We start from the raw sequence: 21,434 nt of genomic DNA, 5'->3' as shown, positions 1-21,434 counted from the left end.
CTTACTTCCGTTTTATATTCCAATGCCTATATTAATAAACCATACAATTTACGGCAAAGATAAAAGATGCGAGCTTATCTCAAATAGTATTTTTGTCTCAAAAAACAGAAAAAACAGGTCATATTCAATTATGGGGATATTTGCCCGTATTTAATAATTAATTTTACTCGTCTACAGGCTATCTAAGTTAGTCGGATAAGTATCGTTGGATATAGATGCTCAATACAGCACGGTGGATATATATACACGACAGTGTGCATATATGCCCATCAAGGCTTTACGTTGCTCGCCGTCAGCAGCAAACAAAGCGGTAGACAATATTTCTCCTATTGCCCCATTAGTTGTAACTACAGATATCTGTCGAGCACCTTCCACCAATTTTCCATCTCGAGGAGAAACAATATGCCGACGTTCAGGAGAGTCATTACCAGAGGTTGTAAGACACTCATTATGAAGAAGTATATTATTGACTTTCCATCCCGTTCCTACCGGATGATTACCTAAAGCAAGAACGGAACTGTTTCCCATATTTATCAATGCATTTTCTATCACACACTCATTCAATATGCTTTTAATTGTTTCCAAAGCATACCCTTTGAGGAAACCAGATAAGTTGACAGCAACTCCCGGTCGTGAAAAATAGATACTATGATCTTCAGCTGATAAATGTACCGATTGTATCGTGTTCTGATTGTAATTTTCTGAATGGACTGTAATATCAAAACACCCCAGAGTCTTCCCATTATATTCCAGACATAAATCAATCATTGAATAGAGTTCTTCGCTAAGAACGACCGGAGAAACAAAAGCTGTCCGGTTGACATAAGCCAATTCACTGGCCGGATTATAAAAGTTCGCCATCTTTTCCAATCGGCACAATGCATCATAAATATAATTGACCACAAACAACAATTCTCCTTCCGTTTTCTTGCTATACAGGATAATATCCACCCGTGTATGCATGGAAAGAAACCAGGCATAAAGCAGTCCACTGCCTTCATGGGACAGCTTATACATATGTTGAATAGGGACTTGCATCGTATAGCAGGACAAATTAGGCACGGATTACCCAAATTACACGATTGCTATTTCATTAGAACAACCGTGAAATTCGCGCAATCCGTGCCTGAATAAAAAGCCATAAAGAATTTTGACGTATCTCCCACAATAATACGGAATACCCTTACTTCAGTTCTTTAATTTTCACGTTCTTGAACCATACTTCGTCTCCGTGATCCTGAAGAAGTATATTTCCTTCCTCCGGATTTCCGAAATTAGGCCAGTTTTTATATTTACTGTATGCTACCAATGCATTCCACATATCATTGTTACGATCATATTCAATCAATTTAACTCCGTTCAACCAATGTTCCACATGATTGCCTTTTACGATAATGGTAGCAGTATTAAACTCTTTCTTATTGAAAGGTTTATTCTTAGGAGCCGGAATCAAATCATACAACGACCCTAGCTTTCTGTTACCTTTCACACCCAGTTTTGCATCAGGATGTTTGTCATCATCAAGAATCTGGAATTCACAACCGATAGCAGAGCCTGCACCTTTATTCATATCCGGGTTTACGAAATATTTAATTCCGCTATTGGCACCTTCAGTAATCTTAAAATCTACTTTCAGAATAAAATTCTTGTATTTACGGGTAGTCACAATATCACCGCCATTAGCAGATTCAGCGCCACCACTCTTCATTACTTTCAGAATTCCATCTTCTATCTTCCAGCCTTTTGCAGGGAAAGTAGAAAGCTTAGCTCCTCTCCATCCATCAGTAGTCTTGCCATCCCATAATAAAGCCCAGCCATCCTTTGTCTCACTCGGAGAAATCGTGTTGGCGATCAGATTCACTTCCGGTGCAGCTTGTGCTTCCGGCGTCTGATAGCGTTCTACATCCGTCGTACAAATGCGGATATCTTTCCAACTAACTGTTTTACCTTCATCTGCCGCATTTCCAATGGCATGCACCTGCAAAGCAATGAAGCCCACAGGAGTCATATCATCCCAGATATTAGCACAAGGCACTCCGTTTATCCAGGTACGGATTGAGTTACCTACAGCCTCAATACGAGCTTTATTCCATGCATTATTCTTAAAAGCGGTTTTTGCCGACGGATTCAGCGTTAAAGGATAAAGCCAGTTTCTACGTGCCTCATCATAGATGCCACCTGACCAAGCGCGTTTGGAAGGATCGATCTCAAACTGATAACCGTGTACACGACCCTTCTTATAATCTTTCTTGCTTTCACTACGAAGCTGTACTCCGGAATTTAAACCGTCATCTACCTTGAAGTCAAACTCAAGGATAAAATCACCATAATTCTTTGTCGTTGCCAAAAAAGTATTGGGTGTTCCCATTTTAGATACACCGACAATGGCACCATCTACAATTTTATACTCGGCTTTGCCATTCAATTTCTTCCATCCTTTCAGGTTTTTCCCATTGAAAAGAGGTTCCCAATTCTGCGCACCTAAAGAAGCGGCACAGAATAAAAGTAAAGTTAATACGATATTCTTCTTCATAATCATTTATTAGTCTTTCCCACTCCCTTATATTCGAAGAAGGAATGGAAAAGGCTATTTTCTATTTATAATTTATAAAATTCATCCCAACCTTTACGCGGTGGAAGTCCCGCCAGCATTGCATTAGCAAATTCATTATTTGTAATCTGCTTCGTACGAGGATCAAAGAACAACTGTGTATTAAGTCGTTGAGCCATCACACCCAGTGAGAATACCTGACTCAACACTCCATTGATTTCGAACGGCGAGCGTGTCTTTTCAATACCGTTACATGCCAACAAGAAGTTCTCGAAGTGATTGGAAGGACTTTTAGGAACCTTTGGCAACTTGTCTGCCATCTCTTTTGCTTTCTCCTCCGGAATTATAGACAAAGTGCTTCCATGACTACCACCCTTGAAGATCAAATCCTTAGTATAAATGATCTTTCCTGGATTCAACTTAGATTTCGGAGTATCTCCCTGATTAGTTACCGGGATGTTCGGATCTAGTCCCGAAACTCCATAACCGGCAGGAATAGGAGGAAGATTATCCAAACCATCATACCAGGTAATATCTACCGGTGGCATTCCTTTACGCTGCGGGAAACGGAAGAGAATCGTGGAAGAATACGGGAAGAAGTAATCATTATGCCCTTTTGCATATTGCATAGTGACTTCGTATGGCAATCCCAGTTCCAGGAATTCGTGAGCCGTGTCGAGGATATGTGCTCCCCAGTCTCCCAATGCACCCATACCAAAATCATACCAACAACGCCATTGTCCCAAATGATAATCCTTATTATACTCGTGATAAGGAGTAACTCCGAGCCAAGTGTCCCAATCCAGATCTTTCGGCAGTTGCTGACCGGAAGGAAGTTTATAAATATTAGTGTCCCATTTATGCCAACGACGTGGGTTATTCATGTGGGCAGTGATAGCAGTAACGTCTTTGATAATTCCCGCATCCATCCAGGCTTTAAACTGGAAATAGTTTGCTTCAGAATGTCCCTGATTTCCTACTTGAGTAACCAAGTTCGGACGTTTAAGCGCAGCTTGCATCAACAGTTCCGCTTCATAGAAGGTACGTGCCAGCGGTTTCTCTACATATACGTGCTTTCCGGATGCCAAAGCCAGCATACTGATCGGGAAATGCGAATGGTCGGGAGTAGCAATTGCTACAGCATCAAATTCGTTACCGGCCTTATCAAACATTTGGCGAAAATCCCTAAACTGCTTTGCTTTCGGATATTTAGCCATTATCTTTTGTGTATGTTTGGCACCCATATCTACATCACATAAAGCCACCACTTCCACCATACCTGTCCGTGCAAAGTCTTCAATAATCTGCTCTCCACGGTTACCAATGCCGATATAAGCAATCTTCACTTTGTCACCTCTTCCTTTTTTAGGTGAAACGGTTTGCGCATGTAATAAATCACCGGTTCCCAATGCCAATCCGGCTGAAGCCATCGACATCGTTTTCAAAAAATCCCTTCGTGTTACCATAAATTATTTATTTTCATTGATATTGATTAAGTTCTTCTTTTTAAATAGTGCTTGTATTCCATAAAACAAGAGACGCAAAATCCCCCAGAAAGCATAAAGCACAAAAGTAAATATAATGATATAAAAAATAGACGTTATCATCTCCGTAAATGATGCATGATAAGCAATAATTGCATAAAGATGTAGCAAATTAGATACTACGAAACAAACGAGTAAAGTAATTAACTCTGTTTTCTTACGTCGTGCGGTTACAATCGTGTCTTTCATATTGCTTCGGGTGTTTTTGCAGATTGATGGTTCAGATAATCTATTTTATACTCATCAGGGAAATAAAGCGTCCGTTCTTCTTCCAATGCCTGATGCCCCAGCAAACAGAGCATACTTGCATAATATCCTTCTTCCGCTATGTTTTTAGGTTGTTTTTGTGTTATGACGGCTTCAACGAAAGCTTCCAACAACAATGACGTACCGTCGCTCTTGGGACGTTCTCCGATAATAAATTCTCCTTTGTTTTCGTTTGCAGTTTCCGGCGCCCAGCTTGTTCCGGCAAAAGGCAGAGAATCAAACACCTTGTTTTCCCAGTCATTCACCATTTGCAGAAAGGCCGGTGCAGGAGCTACACTCTCAAAATAATATTTTCCCTTTTCCGGTTCTACCGTTCCGAGATTACCCATGATCTGTTCTTCCAGTCCATAGAATTTATTGGAAATAACAGAGTCAAATGTCATCTTTACCCCATCATCAAACACATATACACAACTCACATTGTCATACACATCTCTGCCGTCTTTCCAATAAGTGATGGCACCGTGTCCCATTACCTTTTCGGGTATCTTACGCAAAGCCCAGCTTCCGATCTGAAGCTGATGGCAAGCGAGTTCCGTCATCAATCCTTTTGAGAATTCTTTGTAAAGACGCCAATTTATCAGGCGTTCCAAATTGGGTGAAGGTACCGAACGTCTCCAGTCTCCGTTCCGGTTCCAGAAAGTACGGATGGCATTTATTTCGCCAAAGGTACCTGCATGAATCATCTCCATTGCTTTGATGTAACGAGGATCGAACAGGCGCTGTTGTCCTGTGAAGAAAATCTTTCCCGTGCTACGATGCTTCTGATACATACGGTAACACTCTTCCATCGTGAAACCTATTGACTTTTCACAGAACACATGCTTTCCTGCGTCGAAAGCATCCAATACGATCTTACAATGCGAGCTAAGAGGGGTAGCTACGAGTATAGCATCTATCGACTTATCTTCCAACACTTCCCGGTAGTCACCATACACTTTGGCATTAGGTGCAAGTTTCAATGCGTTCTCAATAGACGGTTTATAAATGTCGCACAATGCTACAATATCGACTTTGGGGTTCTTAGCCAAAAATCCCATTAAAAACCGTCCCCGGGAACCAGGCCCGATAATTGCCAGACGACACTTCTCGTTTGAGGTGTTCATCACCTCCGAAAAAGCAGAAAGCCAAGGGCTTGCTGCAAGAAGAGTGCCAGCCCCGGCTATGCCTAAATTCTTTAGAAAATCCCGCCTGCTAATAGGGGTATGTTTCATGCTTGTGGTATTTAAGATTATAATTGGTTTATTTGAAAATCAGTTATTAAATACAGGTGCTTTTTGTGTTTCGTAAGAAGGAGATCCTCCCTCTACGTAAGGCCAACCTTCTTGGTCCCACTTGATCTGGTCCAACAACAGAATACGTCCGTTCTCTGGAGTTGATCTTAAAAATCCATGATACAGAAGCCAGTCTTGTCCGGCATCATCCCGGATAATCTGCGAACCGTGCCCATTGCCTACAAAATGATCATTCGCACCTATCACCAAAGAATAACCATTTTTCAACATCGGTTTACCAGTCTTGTCTTTGTACGGACCCCATACTTTCTTAGAACGTCCCACTACGACTTTATATGTACTTTTCACTCCTTGACAACAACTTCCTATGGAGGCAAACATATAATAATAATCGCCGTACTTATGGATATAAACAGCTTCAAAAGCAGTTCCCGCTATTCTCTTTTTTTTCGCTCCCGGCATGATCGACAGCCCATCCGCAGTCAGTTCAATAACATATATTCCCCGGAAGCTGCCCCATACCAAATAGTTTCTCCCCTCATACTGCAGGAGACTGGGATCGATCGAGTTCTGTACACCAATCTCATTGCTACGAAACATCTTACCATGATCCGTAAAAGGTCCCTGCGGAGAGTTGGCCGTAGCTACCCCAATTCCGCACGTTTGTTCTCCTCCCCACACCGACATTGCATAATAAAGCACATATTTACCGTTAATATAATTAATGTCAGGTGCCCAAATTCCAGCTTTAGGTTCAAACCTGGGACGAGTTTTATTCGTGAATGCAGTGTTGCAATACGTCCATTCCACCAAATCTTTCGACTTCATGATCGGAACGTTTCTGGTAGATTCGGTAGCATACACATAAAAGTAACCATCTGCAGCTTTAATCACCGTAGGGTCGGGCATGGCAATATCTACAACCGGATTCTTATAACTCACCGCAGACTTTGTCTGTGCTCTCCCCTGCGAAAGACAAGCACCTATCATGAATACGAAAACGAACAAATTTACATACTTTTTCATCAAATCATTCTTTTAAAAGCTCCTTTTTACCTTATCTTTATAGCTATAAATTAATATTAACTTACAAAATCTTTGGGTAACACTCCAAATTGCTTCTGGAAACACTTGGCAAAATAAGACGGAGAATTAAACCCTACCATATAACAAATCTCATTTACCCGGTTTTCTCCTTCTTTCAATAATTGAGCAGCCTTCTTCAAACGTTCCAGTCGAAGATATTCATTCGGACTCAAATCCAAGACGCCCTTTATCTTCCGATAGAAATTAGAACGGCTCATATTCAGGCTATCCGCCATATCATCCATGCTAAATTCCGGATTACTATAATTCACCTGGATAACCTCATTCAACTTCTTTATAAAATCTTCGTCAGCTTTTGTCAACGCCATCGTATTGGCTGCCACAAAAGGAGACTGTGCAAAAGCCTTGCGCAGTTTCTCCCTATTCTGAATAAGGCTGGAAGCACAAGCCTGCAAATATTCCACAGAGAAAGGTTTCTCCAGATATGCGTCTGCTCCCAATTCCATTCCCTCTATCTTAGACTGGATATTCGTCTTCGCAGTCAACAGTATAACGGGAATATGACTATAATTCAAATCTGACTTTATTCTCTTACATAGTTCAAAACCATCCATCACAGGCATCACAACGTCACTAACCACTAGATTCACATAATTACCATCCAACACTTGTAACGCTTCCTCCCCGTTAGTAGCAGTCAATACAGCATATTCTTTCGATAACTGACGCACTACAAAGGCAAGCATATCCGGATTATCTTCCACAACCAGCACTGTAGGACGGTTATCTTTCTTTTCCACCTCTCCAGCAGAAATTTCACTCACCTTGTCCATTCCTGCTTCCGGTTCCGGTGTTAAAGTGATTGTCATATCCTGAACTATCGGCAAAGTCAGACAGAAGGTATTATTTTCTTCCCCTTCTCCCATAGCCAGGGTTCCTTGATGCAGTTCTGCCAATGAACGGGAAAGAGCTAAGCCGATTCCTGTTCCAGTAGTCACTTTTCCGTCTTCTTTTTCATAAAAACGAACGAAAGGTTTGAAAATTTCCTCTTTCATCTCATTAGGAATAATTACTCCATCATTCTCTGTACGAATACGGAATGAATTATTATTATCCGCTTCCGACACCTCCAAAAATATATGTACGTAGCTTTCAGCATACTTCACCCCATTGTTCAACAGATTACTGATAATCTTCGTAAACGCCTCCCGGTTCACATGTGCATAAAAATCCTTTTCAGGCACTTGCAAGGTGAATTCCAAACCTTTCTGTTTGGCAAGGGAAGTGAAACGCACATGAGTCTCTTTCAGTACCTCCGTTACATTGCATTTCGCAAAATTCAAGCGGAATCCCTGACTTTCCGTTTTACGGAAGTCAAGTAACTGGTTAGTCAGATTCAACAATCGTTCCGTATTCTGCTTCATTACATTCAGGTCTTCCCGCGTTTCCGCATCGACCTGTTTCTTCAATATAATGTTTTCCAACGGACCTTTAATCAATGTTAGCGGTGTACGTATCTCATGGGCCACATTCGTAAAGAAATCAATCTTTGCATGGTAAACTTCACGTTCCTTCTCCTGCTCGAATTTCTCCATCTGTCGTCGATGTTTGCTATTACTGCGTCTCTTGAAATACACAACAATTTGTAAAGAACAACCGATAATCAGCAAAGCATACGCACAATACGCCCATATAGAAAGATAGAAAGGAGGAAGAATATGTACTTCCAATACCACTTCATCGTCACTCCATACTCCATCACTATTGGCAACTTTCACCCGGAAGGTATAATCACCATATCGAAGATTGGAGTAGGTAACAATAGGGCTTTCACCAACTGTCAACCAGTCTGTATCAAAGCCTTCCAACTTATACATAATCCGACTTGTCTTAGGAGCCTGAAAATCCAGCGCGGCTACACGGAAAGAGAAAGAATTCTGATTAGACTGGAGAACAAGCTGGTCAGAGAAAGTGATACTCTTTTCCAACGGAGAGCCCGGTTCACCAGCATATACTTCCTTTCCAAACAGAAAGAAATCAGTAATTACAATAGACGGGAGAAACTTGTTCTCGGAGAAATTCTTGGGATTAAAGGCTATAAAACCATCGATGCTACCCAAATAAATCGTACCATCCTCAGTTTCAAAGCTTGAACGATAATTAAACTGGTCGCCCAACAAGCCATTGGAGGTGGTATATACCTTCATCATTCCGGTAGTAGGTTGAAAGCAGACCAAACCGTTATTAGTTGTCAACCACAAAAATCCTTCTTTGTCCTCCACAATCTGGTATACAACATCGTTCGGCAGTCCGGCCGACAAATTATAATTGGCAAATGTCTCCGTATCCGGCTGAAAACGACAAAAACCTCCTCCTTGAGTAGTCAACCAGATTTGTCGGTGAGAGTCTTCAAAGATACTTAATACCTTATCATACGGGAGACTCTTCGGGTTATTTTCATCGTGCAAATAATTCTTCCATTTCTTTTCACTCACATTGTAGCAATAGGCTCCATTAGCATAAGTTGCCAACCATAGATTTCCTCCGGAGTCCTCCTTTATGTCATACACAAACCGACCGTTCAGTTCCGGTATCCGGTCGAAATCATCAGACTGTTTATTATATCGGAGCAAGCCGAATAAAGTTCCCAGGTAAATATCACCGGTCGTTGTGCAGCAAATAGAGAAAACACTATTATCTATCAATGAACGGGGAGAATCCGTTTTCTGATAGGTTTTCACGATAGCTCCCGTACGCGTATCTACTACTTTCACTCCTTTTGAAAAGGTTCCTACCCAAAGATGATCTCCAATTAAACATAAACCATGCACATTGGTAAAAGCACTACTGGGTGTAAAGAAGGAGAATGTTTTGGTCTTGGGGTTGAAACGATTCAGACCACCGTCCTCCGTACCAATCCACAGAATACCTTGATTATCCTGACAGAACTCACGTACTCGTTTCCCACGCAAACCATTATCAGTCCCTTTGGGATAATATTTCTCGAAATACGTATAAAAACGAGGATAGTAATTCACACCGCCAAAATAAGAGCCAATCCAGATACCACCCTCGCGATCCTTACACAATGAATAAATAGCATTGTCGGATAAAGAATAAGGGTCGTTGATCGAACTGCGCAAATGAACATACTTACCCATTCGGAGATTATAAATATAAAGTCCCGATTCTGCGCCAATCCACAATTCGTTGTCAGAAGCTACCAGCAGTTCACGACAAAAAACAGCCTCTCCACTTTCATCTTTAGAGAGTAAATCATGCAGTTTGTTAGAGGTCAGGTTCAGTTCTTTCACTCCTCCTTTTAAAGAGCCTATATATAGACAATTATATGCTCCTTTCACCAGACCTATCACGACATCATTCTCATAAGTTTTTTGATCGTCTACAGGTGATACATAAGGATGAAGGGTTTGCAAACGGTCTTTCGAATAGAAAAGTCCATCACCATAGCAACCAATCCAAAGGGTTCCGCTATTATCGAAAACAAAAGACTGGACATTGGTGGAGATAAAAGAAAAGTTCTTCAATGTGTGGTTCTGGAGTGTTCCTTCCTCCAGATCATAACAAAATAGTCCCTGCGACTCTACCGCTACCCAGACACATCCTTTGTTGTCTCCGGAGATTGCAGTTACGGTATGCTCTATTTTCGTGTTTTCTGCGCTCAATTCAGCAAAATGACGGAAAGAATCTTTTTCCGGATTATAGATATAAAGTCCTACATCCGTACCTACCCAGATATCTCCTTTTGAGTCCTCATAAAGAGCTGTGATAAAATTATTACCAATGCTCCGCCGTGTGCGGTCATCATGTTTGAATTTGCGGAATGACAAACCGTCATATCTATTCAAACCATCTTTTGTGCCGAACCACATAAAGCCCTGCTTATCCTGCAAAATCGCATTGACCGTATTTTGAGATAACCCGTTCTGTACACTAAGATTTTTGAAATAATAATGCTCGTCCGCCATTTGCGCATGGCAGCCGATCTGATAGCCGATTAAACAGATTAAAAATATGAGAACTTTCTTCATAAATATACGTATTTTCTATCCTTCCGTTTGAGTTACCAAATGTAGGCAAAATCACAGCGGAAAGATAGTAAATATGTCTCAATGAATGAAAGAATAGTCCTATTTTTCTATTCTGATACGCGCGTCAACTGCTACAACGGCCTTTTCTGTTGCTAAGAGCGGATTTATATCCATTTCTTTGATCTCTGTAGCGAAACGTAGTAAAGTGGACAAACGGACAATAATTTCAGCAAATTTATCTTCGTTGACTCCCTTTTGCCCACGTGTTCCCTGAATGATTTTATAAGCATGCAAAGAATGAATCATTGAATAAGCTTCTTCGTAAGAAAGCGGAGCCAAACCGGAAGATACATCTTTCAGCACCTCCACAAAAATACCTCCCAAACCACAAAGTACCACGTGACCGAACTTCTCTTCATATTTTGCGCCAACAAACAGTTCCGTACCTTTCAGCATCGGCTGTACCATAATTGCTCTTGCATCAAGTATCTGCATCATACGATCGAATTCCAGTGCCAGATGTTGCTCACTTTTAATGTTCAAAACGACACCACCGACATCTGATTTGTGCACAGGACCAACAACCTTGGCAACTACCGGAAATCCGCACCGACGGGCAAAAGCTACTATCTCCTCTTTATTGTCGGAAACAAATTCATCTACCAACGGAATACCGGCAGCGTGCAACAATGCCTGTACATAATTGGGAGCGATATAACCATCCTCCGGAATAGAATCAATAATACGACGAATCCTCGGAACGTCCACTCCGAACAGTTCTATTTCAGGAACTGCCGGTTTAGGAGCATTGACGATACGTGAAAGGGCAGTACCCAAGGTCACTTCGTCTGCAAAATTCACATGCCCTTTTGCCAGGAAGGCGGAAACCTCTGCTCCGGCTGTATTAATGGAAGGAAGAATGGGAAAAATCGGTTTCTTGCAAGTCTGCATCTTTTCGTGAAGCACATCATACATTTCAAACATAGTAACCAATCCCGGAGTTCCGAAGATGGCCATCATGGCGTCTATATTGTCAAGCTTTTCCTCGCAGTAGTCAATGCAAAGGCGCAGATGTTCCGGTGTTCCGGTAGCCAGAATATCAATAGGATTTCCGACGGCAGCACCGGGGAATAGTTGGGCTTTTAGTTCCTCGGCTACTTCTCCCTCCAGCTTAGGCACATTCAGTCCGCCTTTACTCAACGCATCTGTCAGCATCACTCCCGGCCCTCCGGCATGAGTGATAATGGCAAAATTCTTTCCTTTCAATTCGGGTAAAGTAAACACGCAACCCACAGTAGTCAATTCTTCACGAGAGAAGCAACGCACAATGCCTGCTTTACGGAACAAAGCCTCTACTGCCGAATCGGAACTGGCGATTGCTCCTGTATGGGAAGATGCCGCCCGGCTTCCGCTCTCCGAACTTCCGGCTTTGATTGCCGCAATCTTGCACCCTTTTCTAATCAAAGACGAAGCATGGAATAACAACCTGTCCGGATTCTGAATACTTTCAATATAGAGTAGTTTCAGATGAGAATCTTTTTCGGGATCGAAGTTCTCATCCATAAATTGCAATACATCTTCTACACCGATCTGCTTGGCGTTTCCCACCGACCAGACTGAATTGAACTGCAAACCTTTTGTTACGGCACTTTCGAGAATAAATACCGCCGTAGCACCGGAGCTGGAAATCAAGTCCACCCCTTTGGGGTTTAAGTTAGGAATCGGCTGGCTGAATACACTATGATGCCATGTATTCATCAATCCAATGCAATTAGGACCAATCAGTGAAGCGCCGTATTTATTAACTGTTTCCAAAATACGTTCTTCCAACAGCGCCCCTTCGTGGGTTTCTTCACCAAAACCAGCCGAGAGTATGATAAATGCCCTGGTTTGTTTCTTGCTAGCCAATGTTTCCACCATATCAGGACACATCAAGGCAGGCACAGCCAACACCGCCAGATCTGTGTCCGGCAGATCGTTCACATCCGCAAAGGCGGGAACTCCCTGCACTTCCTTTTCCTTCGGATTCACCGCCCGAAGTTCTCCCTGATAACCTCCATTTATCAAATTCTTTAATATTGCGCCACCCGGCTTATGCACATTATTCGATGCCCCTACTACGACAATACTTTCAGGACGAAGCAACTGGGTTGTTATCATATCATGCTTTGGTTTTCGTTTAACTTAGGTACAAATATATTCTTTCTTACGAGAAAAAAGAAAGAAAAAGAGGAGAAATATAGATGGAAATAGATGATAAAAGAGGAAATGAGCAAGAAATTATATAGATTATACTGACTTATTGAAATGCAAAGCTATAATCTTACCATGTAATTCTTATCATTAGAACAGAATATTACTTTATGCAGAAAAAATGGACATAAAACTCATACAGAATCAAAAATATACAAGATGAGTCCGGAGTATATTGGAAAACTTGAAGGATAAGCAAGTTGCATAATCCATATTCACACAAAACAGACTTTAAATCATTCGATTCAACATCAAAAAGGCAAAATTCCTAATTTCAGGAGCAGATTATTGCAAATATAAGTTCAAATAGAAACAACTCACATGTTACCTATTCGACAGCAACCAGCACAAAACAAGTATTCTAAATACCCTTTTGTCCTTTCGTTTAAAAGCAAGGAAGCACTTCTCACTGACCAATAAACCGTTTCTTTAAAAGGAACGAAGTCTTCCTTTAAAAGCAATGATTCATGATTCTATCAACAATCATGAATATTCACTCATTTGTATTCAAGAAAGATTACTTATTCCGCATATTCATACAGTATTTTATACGTCACTTCTTTTATTAGAATACAGTTTAGATACTCCTAATCTGTTTCAATCTTAAAAATAGAACATAATAGAAAATATAAAAATACCCCGATACAAATTGGCTATTTTCTAGCCAACTTATATCAGGGTAAAACACTTTCTTTTTACCTGTTTTTTTATTACGAAACGTTCCTGTTTCATTCTGTGACCACTTTTCAATGAAATAATCTGTGTTAATCCGTGTAATCTGTGGTGAAAAGTCATTATCTTTGCACATTACAAAGTTGAAAACAACAAAAATCACACTATATAATGGAAAAGAAATTCAAAAGAACCACCGTCACATCGGCACTGCCGTATGCGAACGGTCCTGTCCATATCGGTCACTTGGCTGGTGTATACGTACCGGCAGATATTTATGTGCGTTATCTGCGTCTGAAAAAAGAAGATGTATTATTCATCGGAGGTTCGGACGAACACGGGGTACCTATCACGATTCGTGCCAAGAAAGAAGGAATTACTCCGCAGGATGTAGTAGACCGTTATCATTCGCTGATAAAAAAATCATTCGAAGAATTCGGTATCTCATTCGACGTGTATAGCCGCACCACTTCGCCGACGCATCACCAATTGGCTTCGGATTTCTTCAAAACATTGTACGATAAAGGCGAATTCATCGAGAAAACGTCTGAACAATACTACGACGAGGAAGCAAAAACATTCCTTGCCGACCGTTATATCACCGGAGAATGTCCCCACTGTCATTCGGAAGGCGCTTACGGCGACCAATGCGAAAAGTGCGGAACCTCACTTTCTCCTACGGATCTTATCAACCCGAAAAGTGCTATCAGCGGCAGCAAACCGGTAATGAAAGAAACCAAACACTGGTATCTTCCTCTCGACAAGCACGAAGGATGGCTGCGCAAATGGATTCTGGAAGATCACAAAGAATGGCGTCCCAACGTATACGGCCAATGCAAAAGCTGGCTCGACATGGGACTGCAACCACGTGCCGTGAGCCGTGACCTCGACTGGGGTATCCCTGTTCCCTTAGAAGGAGCAGAAGGAAAAGTGCTTTATGTATGGTTTGACGCACCTATCGGCTACATATCCAACACCAAAGAACTTCTCCCCGACAGCTGGGAAACCTGGTGGAAAGATCCTGAAACCCGCCTGATCCATTTCATCGGAAAAGACAACATCGTGTTCCACTGCATCGTATTCCCCGCCATGCTGAAAGCAGAAGGCAGCTATATCCTGCCGGACAACGTGCCGAGCAACGAATTCCTCAACCTCGAAGGAGACAAGATCTCTACTTCCCGCAATTGGGCCGTATGGTTGCACGAATATCTGGCTGATTTCCCCGGAAAGCAAGACGTACTCCGCTACGTACTGACCGCCAACGCACCGGAAACGAAAGACAACGACTTCACTTGGAAAGACTTCCAAGCACGCAATAACAATGAACTGGTAGCCGTATACGGTAACTTCGTGAACCGTGCAATGGTATTGACTCAAAAATACTTCGACGGGCGCGTACCTGCACAAGGTGAACTGACCGACTACGACAAGGAAACACTGAAAGAATTTGCAGACGTAAAAGCAGAAGTGGAAAAACTGCTCGACGTATTCAAATTCCGCGACGCACAGAAAGAAGCCATGAATCTGGCACGTATCGGCAACAAATACCTGGCCGACACCGAACCGTGGAAACTGGCAAAAACAGATATGGAGCGTGTAGGTACCATCCTCAACATCTCCCTGCAACTGGTTGCCAACCTTGCCATCGCTTTCGACCCGTTCCTGCCGTTCAGCTCGGAAAAACTCCGCAAAATGCTGAACATGGATACTTTCGAATGGTCTGAATTGGGACGTGACAACCTTCTCCCTGTAGGTCACCAGTTGAACAAACCGGAATTATTGTTCGAAAAGATTGAAGACGCTACTATCGAAGCACAAGTACAAAAATTGCTCGATACAAAGAAAGCAAACGAAGAAGCCAACTACAAGGCTAATCCTATCCGTCCGAACATCGAATTCGATGATTTCACGAAACTGGATATCCGTGTAGGTACCATTCTTGAATGTCAGAAAGTGCCGAAAGCGGATAAATTGCTTCAATTCAAAATCAACGACGGACTGGAAACACGTACTATCGTATCGGGTATTGCCAAGCATTATCAACCGGAAGAACTGGTAGGCAAACAGGTTTGCTTCATCGCCAACCTTGCTCCGCGCAAACTGAAAGGTATCGTCAGCGAAGGCATGATTCTAAGTGCCGAAAACAACGACGGCAGTCTGGCAGTTATCATGCCGGGACGTGAGGTGAAGCCGGGTAGCGAAGTAAAATAATAAAACTTAAATAGGGAATACATGAAAAGCTATCATTGCGCATAGCCTTTTCATGTATTCTTTGCAAATAACATGAGCGAGAATCAGTCACTAAAAGAAAAGACAGCCAAAGGACTATTTTGGGGAGGATTCAGCAACGGCATACAGCAGTTGTTAAACCTGCTTTTCGGAATATTCCTCGCACGGTTGCTCACTCCGGCAGACTATGGAATGGTGGGAATGTTGGCTATCTTCTCCCTCATTGCCAGTTCGATACAGGAGAGCGGTTTCACAGCCGCCCTTGTCAACAAGAAGGAAGTGACACATAACGATTACAATGCTGTCTTCTGGTTCAATGCAGCCATCAGCTTATCCTTGTATCTGCTGTTATTCCTGTGCGCACCGCTCATTGCCGATTTTTACCATACTCCCGAACTGACACCGCTGGCACGTTATTCCTTCATCGGATTCTTCATAGCCAGCCTGGGAATATCCCACAGTGCCTATCTTCTGCGAAACCTGATGGTGAAACAGCGGGCCCTGTCTTCCGTTATCGGGCTTACCGTATCCGGAATCACCGGAGTCACTCTTGCCTACTTCGGTTTCTCTTATTGGGGTATTGCCACGCAAAGCATCGTTTATGTAGCCGTCAACACAGCCTGTTACTGGCATTTCACCCGTTGGCAACCGAGCTTGCAGTTCAAATTCACCCCGATTAAGGAAATGTTCGGATTCAGCGGGAAGCTACTGGTAACCAATGTATTCAATCACATCAACAACAACCTGTTCTCTGTGATACTGGGTAAATTCTACACCGAAAAGGAAGTAGGATATTACAACCAGGCCAATAAATGGTGCGGTATGGGACAGCTCTTTATATCCGGCATGATAAACGGAGTGGCGCAACCGGTACTCACCAAAGTGTCGGACGACCTTGAACGGCAAAAACGGGTATTCCGCAAAATGCTGCGTTTCACCGCCTTTGTCTCGTTTCCCGCCATGCTCGGACTGGGAATCGTATCAGAAGAACTGATTACCATCACCATCACCGACAAGTGGTATTCCAGCATATCCATCATGCAGATTCTGTGTATCAGCGGAGCCTTCACTCCCATCGCATACCTCTATCAGCAACTCATCATCAGCAAAGGAAAATCCCGCATCTATATGTGGAACACCATAGTGCTCGGCATTATTCTACTGTCAGGCGTTCTGTTAGTCCATTCACACGGGATCTATGCCATGCTCGCCGTCTATGTATCCACCAATATACTGTGGCTACTGACGTGGCACTACTTCGTATGGCAGGAAATCGGACTAAAGCTGCGCCATGCACTGATAGACATACTTCCATACGCTGTCATTGCCGCTACGGTGATGGTAATCACCTATTATTCCACCCGTTCCATCGAGAATATTTATCTCCGCCTGGCAAGCAAGATAGTGCTCGCAGCAGCACTCTACATAGCCGCCATGTGGGGCAGTCGTTCGGTCACCTTTAAAGAAAGCATCCAGTATTTCATCAAAAAGAAGCCACATGAACCCTAATGATCTTGCCACTAAATACCGCCTTCTGAACAGTTCTTTCAAAAAGACAATGATCTATCACATAGGTATAGACGCCGGATTCTTTACCGAATATACCTATATGCTCCATGCAATGCTCTATTGCCTGCAACACAAAATACAGTTCAAGCTTTACTCCGACGACGCCAACTTCGGATGGGAAAAGGGCTGGGAAGACTGTTTCGTACCTTTCTGCGAGCAAGTGCACGAACCGTTTCACCACACCTACAACACCCATCGCCTGCCTTCATGGCAAGCATTGATGCAAGACAAAAAATTATCTAAAACGAAGTTACTGAAATGGAAACTGAAAGTAACCTGCAAGAACATCATCGGAAAAGCCCTTGCTTTCTTCACGTATGGTAAACCGGTGTTGCTCAACTTCCAAGTGACGTTCAACCCCAACCAGCGCTTCCATATCCTCGAACTGGGAATAGACGGTGACTACCTCCACACCTTCCAAAAACTGACGGAAATCACCTGGAAACTCAACGACACCACCGCACAGGAATGTCGCCAATTTGCCGCCACCCTGCAACTTCCGCCTCAATACGCAGGATGCCAGATACGCGGAGGAGACAAGATAACCGAAACCAACCTGCTGCCACCGGAACACTACATACGCCTCATCAAAGAAAAAACAGCCATCCGCGACGTCTTTGTATTGACCGACGACTACCGCCTCTTCGAGCAAGTGCAAACCCTTGCCCCGGACATACACTGGTACACCCTTTGCAGCCCCAACGAGCAAGGATACGTCAACAGCGCCTTCACACAGACCACCAAAGAACTGAAACAGAAGCAAATGGCACGTTTCCTCTGCTCGATACAGCTATTGATGGATGCTTCCGTCTTTATAGGAAGTATCACCACCGGTCCCAGCCTGTTCCTGTTGAAGAAGTTCTATCCGGAGATCAATCCGGCAGACTGTCTGCTCAAGGACTTTCCGCAAGCATCCGTCCTCCCCATTCCGGGACGTGGGCGAGTGGCCACCAAATTTATGCAAGGAAACTTAAAGTTATAGTAACTTAGCAATATAATTACTACATTTGCAAGACAACGTGCATTAACCATTTCCGATGAACAAGAAATATACAGCCGAAGAGCTTGATTTATTACATGCCGAACTTTACGACATATTGGGAGAAACCATCCGGGTGTGTCAGAAGCACGATATTCCCTATTTTGTGATAGGCGGCACAGCCATCGGCGCACTCTACGATCAGGGAATTCTCCCCTGGGATGATGATATAGACATCGGCATGACGCGGGAGAATTACAACAAATTCTTAAAAGTAGCACCCGGAGAACTGGGTCCTTCCTACTTCCTTTCATGGATAGAGACAGACCCGCACACCCCGTATTATTTTGCCAAAGTCAAGAAAAACAACACCCTTTTTGTAGAAGAAATGTTCAAGAATGTCCCGATGCATCCGGGCATTTTTGTCGATATATTCCCATTCGACAAGATTCCCGACAACAAGCTGCTGCGAAGAATACAATCCGAAGCACTCGGCTTCCTCAAATGCTGCCTGATGGGAAAAGAAATATGGATGTGGAAACACTTCGGCAAATGCGAAATAGAGAACCCTACAAACCGGGGAGCCTTCTCCTGTCTCCTGAACAGAATAGTCGACTCTCTTTTCTCTAAAAAAGCAATTTACCAGATGCTGGTATCCGTGCAAAGCTGTTTCAACTCACGAAACACCCGCTACTACAACAACGTTATGGCAACCGCCGACCACGTGACCGTAGAAAGTATCCGCCACCTGCAACCGGTGAAATTCGGTCCCCTCACCGTGACCGCTCCCGATGATCTGGAAGGGTTCCTGCGATACAACTACCCGACCTTGCATCGATTTACCAAGGAGGAACAGGAAAAAATAAATAACCACTATCCTGCCGCCCTCTCATTCAGTACAACCCCAAAACAAGAACTATGAATATGAAATCCGCTTTAGTAGACGTCCCGGTACTTATACTGTTCTTCAACCGCCCGCAACAACTGTCGCAAGTGTTCGAGCAAGTGAAGAAAGCACGTCCGTCCCGGCTCTTCCTCTATCAGGACGGAGCACGAAGCGAACGCGATTTGCCCGGAATAGAAGCCTGCCGTGAAATCGTATCACAGATAGACTGGGAATGTGAAGTAGAACAGCTTTATCAGGAAAAGAATTTCGGCTGTGACCCTTCAGAATATCTTTCGCAGAAATGGGCCTTCTCCAAAGTCGACAAGTGCATCGTATTGGAAGACGACGATGTGCCCTCCGTTTCCTTTTTCCAATTCTGCAAGGAGATGCTGGATAAATACGAACACGACACCCGCATCAGCATGATTGCCGGCTTCAACCCCGAAGAAATCACCCAGGATATGCCATCCGACTATTTCTTCGCCACCACCTTTTCCATCTGGGGATGGGCGAGCTGGAAACGGGTAGTCGACCAATGGGACGAGTTTTACAGTTTCCTGGACGACTCCTTCAATATGCAACAACTGGAGCAACTCATCAAAGAACGCAAATTCCGGAGCGACTTTATCTATATGTGCCAGCGTCACCGGGAACAGCAGAAAGCCTTTTATGAAACCATCTTCCACGCCTCTATCCTGTTCAACTCCGGACTAAGCATCGTGCCTACCCGCAACATGATAAACAACCTCGGAGCAACGGCAGATTCCACCCATTTCGCCGGCTCGGTCCACACCCTGCCCAAGGGCTATCGCCGCATCTTCACCATGAAGCGTTACGAGGTAGACTTTCCGCTGCGGCATCCCCGCTACGTCATTGAAAACGTAGCCTACAAAGAGAAGGTTTACCGCATCATGGGCTGGGATCATCCATGGATCAAGATAGGGCGTTCGTTCGAAGAACTGTTCCTCAACCTGAAATACGGTAATTTCTCCATCATTACGAAAGCTCTCAAAAACCGAATAAACAAATGGCTGAAAAGAAACAAGCACCACTAAATACGTTGCTTACTATTTATTTTTACCATACCCGCCTCACACGGGAAAGTTACGAGGAATGGAAAGAATATAAATTCCCCGGACATATTTTATACGGACTTCCTCTGCTCGAAAATTACGGAATACATTCCGTAATGCACAAATGCAAATATTTCTCCAGTCGCCTGAAGCTCATGTTTTACGCCACCAAAGAGATTCTCTTCTGCAAGGAAAAATACGACGTGCTCTATGCCACCTCTTTCCGGGGGATAGAACCCGTCATCTTCCTCCGTGCGCTGGGACTGTACCGCAAACCTATTGTCATCTGGCATCACACGGCCGTCGTCACCAACCCCAAACCGTGGCGCGAACAAATCTCCCGCCTTTTCTACAAAGGTATAGACCAAATGTTCCTGTTCAGTCGGAAACTGATTCAGGACTCGCAGAAAACCCGGAAAGCACCGTCCCACAAACTGAAACTCATCCATTGGGGACCGGATCTTCCTTTCTACGACCACCTGCTTGCAGAAATGCCCGACCGGAAGCCCGAAGGATTTATCTCCACCGGCAAAGAGAACCGGGACGTGGACACCCTGCTCCAGTCATTCTCCGCAACCAACGAGGAATTGGATCTGTACATTGCCGTCTCATGCGGCAACATCAACTATAAAAAGATACTCGACCGCTATTCAGTGCCCGACTCCATTCATATTCACTATACCGACGGAGTGATTCCCTACGAACTGGGAAAACTGGTAGCCCGCAAAAGCTGCATCGTCATCTGCTGTCTGGACTTCCCCTACACCGTAGGACTGACCACTCTCGTAGAAGCATTTGCCCTCGGCATCCCCGTCATCTGCTCGCGCAACCCCAACTTCGAAATCGACATCGACAAGGAAGAAATCGGCATCACCGTAGAATATAACGATGTACAAGGCTGGATAGACGCTATCCGCTACATCGCCGACCATCCCGAAGAGGCACGACGCATGGGAGAAAATGCACGCAAACTGGCAGAAGAACGCTTCAACCTCGAAATCTTTTCGCGCGAAATAGCAGAAAGCTTGTTGGAAATATCAAACATTTCCTCTAAAAACCGTACATTTGCATAAACTT

At 43.5% G+C, this 21,434-nt stretch carries 14 protein-coding genes; 6 read left to right on the top strand and 8 right to left on the bottom strand.

Annotated elements, in window-relative coordinates; genetic code table 11:
• Nucleotides 1-219: 219 nt before the first annotated feature.
• The 8 genes from LPH68_RS16115 to LPH68_RS16080 all read right to left on the bottom strand — a co-directional run bounded on the left by LPH68_RS16115 (nucleotide 220) and on the right by LPH68_RS16080 (nucleotide 12,856).
• A complete protein-coding gene (locus tag LPH68_RS16115) occupies nucleotides 220-1,017 on the bottom strand; it encodes an FAD:protein FMN transferase (RefSeq protein ID WP_151922859.1) in 798 nt (265 codons plus the stop codon).
• Between the two features lie 166 nt (nucleotides 1,018-1,183).
• On the bottom strand, nucleotides 1,184-2,533 hold the full coding sequence (locus LPH68_RS16110; protein ID WP_074908730.1) for a DUF1080 domain-containing protein: 1,350 nt from the start codon (nucleotides 2,531-2,533) through the stop codon (nucleotides 1,184-1,186).
• 65 nt (nucleotides 2,534-2,598) lie between these two features.
• Complete coding sequence (locus LPH68_RS16105) at nucleotides 2,599-4,017, bottom strand: Gfo/Idh/MocA family oxidoreductase (RefSeq protein ID WP_151922858.1); 1,419 nt, start codon at nucleotides 4,015-4,017, stop codon at nucleotides 2,599-2,601.
• Between the two features lie 3 nt (nucleotides 4,018-4,020).
• The gene (locus LPH68_RS16100) at nucleotides 4,021-4,284 is read right to left on the bottom strand and encodes a hypothetical protein (RefSeq protein ID WP_151922857.1); all 264 of its coding nucleotides are present in this window, start codon (nucleotides 4,282-4,284) and stop codon (nucleotides 4,021-4,023) included.
• Nucleotides 4,281-5,576, bottom strand: a complete 1,296-nt coding sequence (locus tag LPH68_RS16095) for a Gfo/Idh/MocA family oxidoreductase (RefSeq protein ID WP_151922856.1) — start codon at nucleotides 5,574-5,576, stop codon at nucleotides 4,281-4,283. Before LPH68_RS16095 ends, LPH68_RS16100 begins: the two co-directional genes overlap by 4 nt.
• A 39-nt stretch (nucleotides 5,577-5,615) precedes the next feature.
• On the bottom strand, nucleotides 5,616-6,623 hold the full coding sequence (locus tag LPH68_RS16090) for a family 43 glycosylhydrolase (RefSeq protein WP_151922855.1): 1,008 nt from the start codon (nucleotides 6,621-6,623) through the stop codon (nucleotides 5,616-5,618).
• A gap of 56 nt (nucleotides 6,624-6,679) precedes the next feature.
• On the bottom strand, nucleotides 6,680-10,696 hold the full coding sequence (locus LPH68_RS16085) for a two-component regulator propeller domain-containing protein (RefSeq protein ID WP_230296984.1): 4,017 nt from the start codon (nucleotides 10,694-10,696) through the stop codon (nucleotides 6,680-6,682).
• 99 nt (nucleotides 10,697-10,795) lie between these two features.
• Nucleotides 10,796-12,856: an acetate--CoA ligase family protein gene (locus LPH68_RS16080; RefSeq protein ID WP_230296983.1), complete on the bottom strand. Its 2,061-nt coding sequence runs from the start codon at nucleotides 12,854-12,856 to the stop codon at nucleotides 10,796-10,798.
• A gap of 936 nt (nucleotides 12,857-13,792) precedes the next feature.
• On the opposite strand from LPH68_RS16080, the gene metG reads away from it, so the two are divergent.
• The 6 genes from metG (at nucleotide 13,793) to LPH68_RS16050 (ending at nucleotide 21,430) form a co-directional block, all read left to right on the top strand.
• A complete protein-coding gene (gene metG / locus LPH68_RS16075) occupies nucleotides 13,793-15,832 on the top strand; it encodes a methionine--tRNA ligase (RefSeq protein WP_151922853.1) in 2,040 nt (679 codons plus the stop codon).
• 72 nt (nucleotides 15,833-15,904) lie between these two features.
• Nucleotides 15,905-17,359: a lipopolysaccharide biosynthesis protein gene (locus LPH68_RS16070; protein WP_074908626.1), complete on the top strand. Its 1,455-nt coding sequence runs from the start codon at nucleotides 15,905-15,907 to the stop codon at nucleotides 17,357-17,359.
• Nucleotides 17,349-18,401, top strand: coding sequence for a hypothetical protein (locus tag LPH68_RS16065; RefSeq protein WP_151922852.1), 1,053 nt, complete (start codon nucleotides 17,349-17,351; stop codon nucleotides 18,399-18,401). Before LPH68_RS16070 ends, LPH68_RS16065 begins: the two co-directional genes overlap by 11 nt.
• A 55-nt stretch (nucleotides 18,402-18,456) precedes the next feature.
• Nucleotides 18,457-19,320, top strand: a complete 864-nt coding sequence (locus tag LPH68_RS16060) for a phosphorylcholine transferase LicD (protein WP_120078977.1) — start codon at nucleotides 18,457-18,459, stop codon at nucleotides 19,318-19,320.
• Nucleotides 19,317-20,339, top strand: coding sequence for a hemolysin activation protein (locus tag LPH68_RS16055; protein WP_192923065.1), 1,023 nt, complete (start codon nucleotides 19,317-19,319; stop codon nucleotides 20,337-20,339). Before LPH68_RS16060 ends, LPH68_RS16055 begins: the two co-directional genes overlap by 4 nt.
• The gene (locus tag LPH68_RS16050; RefSeq protein WP_149944121.1) at nucleotides 20,312-21,430 is read left to right on the top strand and encodes a glycosyltransferase family 4 protein; all 1,119 of its coding nucleotides are present in this window, start codon (nucleotides 20,312-20,314) and stop codon (nucleotides 21,428-21,430) included. The genes LPH68_RS16055 and LPH68_RS16050 overlap by 28 nt, the downstream gene beginning before the upstream one ends.
• Nucleotides 21,431-21,434 lie beyond the last annotated feature (4 nt).

It is taken from the genome of Bacteroides sp. 1_1_30 (genome assembly GCF_020982715.1).
GTDB lineage: Bacteria > Bacteroidota > Bacteroidia > Bacteroidales > Bacteroidaceae > Bacteroides > Bacteroides xylanisolvens.
The sequence above is the reverse complement of the archived record's forward strand: the minus strand, read 5'-3'. Positions and strand labels throughout refer to the sequence as shown.

Bases quoted from the DNA above. Each gene is read 5' to 3' on its own strand.
- LPH68_RS16115 (WP_151922859.1), bottom strand. From the start codon at position 1,017: ATGTATAAGCTGTCCCATGAAGGCAGTGGACTGCTTTATGCCTGGTTT.
- LPH68_RS16080 (WP_230296983.1), bottom strand. From the start codon at position 12,856: ATGATAACAACCCAGTTGCTTCGTCCTGAAAGTATTGTCGTAGTAGGG.
- LPH68_RS16105 (WP_151922858.1), bottom strand. From the start codon at position 4,017: ATGGTAACACGAAGGGATTTTTTGAAAACGATGTCGATGGCTTCAGCC.
- LPH68_RS16100 (WP_151922857.1), bottom strand. From the start codon at position 4,284: ATGAAAGACACGATTGTAACCGCACGACGTAAGAAAACAGAGTTAATT.
- LPH68_RS16090 (WP_151922855.1), bottom strand. From the start codon at position 6,623: ATGAAAAAGTATGTAAATTTGTTCGTTTTCGTATTCATGATAGGTGCT.
- LPH68_RS16070 (WP_074908626.1), top strand. From the start codon at position 15,905: ATGAGCGAGAATCAGTCACTAAAAGAAAAGACAGCCAAAGGACTATTT.
- LPH68_RS16050 (WP_149944121.1), top strand. From the start codon at position 20,312: ATGGCTGAAAAGAAACAAGCACCACTAAATACGTTGCTTACTATTTAT.
- LPH68_RS16095 (WP_151922856.1), bottom strand. From the start codon at position 5,576: ATGAAACATACCCCTATTAGCAGGCGGGATTTTCTAAAGAATTTAGGC.
- LPH68_RS16055 (WP_192923065.1), top strand. From the start codon at position 19,317: ATGAATATGAAATCCGCTTTAGTAGACGTCCCGGTACTTATACTGTTC.
- LPH68_RS16110 (WP_074908730.1), bottom strand. From the start codon at position 2,533: ATGAAGAAGAATATCGTATTAACTTTACTTTTATTCTGTGCCGCTTCT.
- LPH68_RS16065 (WP_151922852.1), top strand. From the start codon at position 17,349: ATGAACCCTAATGATCTTGCCACTAAATACCGCCTTCTGAACAGTTCT.
- LPH68_RS16060 (WP_120078977.1), top strand. From the start codon at position 18,457: ATGAACAAGAAATATACAGCCGAAGAGCTTGATTTATTACATGCCGAA.
- metG (WP_151922853.1), top strand. From the start codon at position 13,793: ATGGAAAAGAAATTCAAAAGAACCACCGTCACATCGGCACTGCCGTAT.
- LPH68_RS16085 (WP_230296984.1), bottom strand. From the start codon at position 10,696: ATGAAGAAAGTTCTCATATTTTTAATCTGTTTAATCGGCTATCAGATC.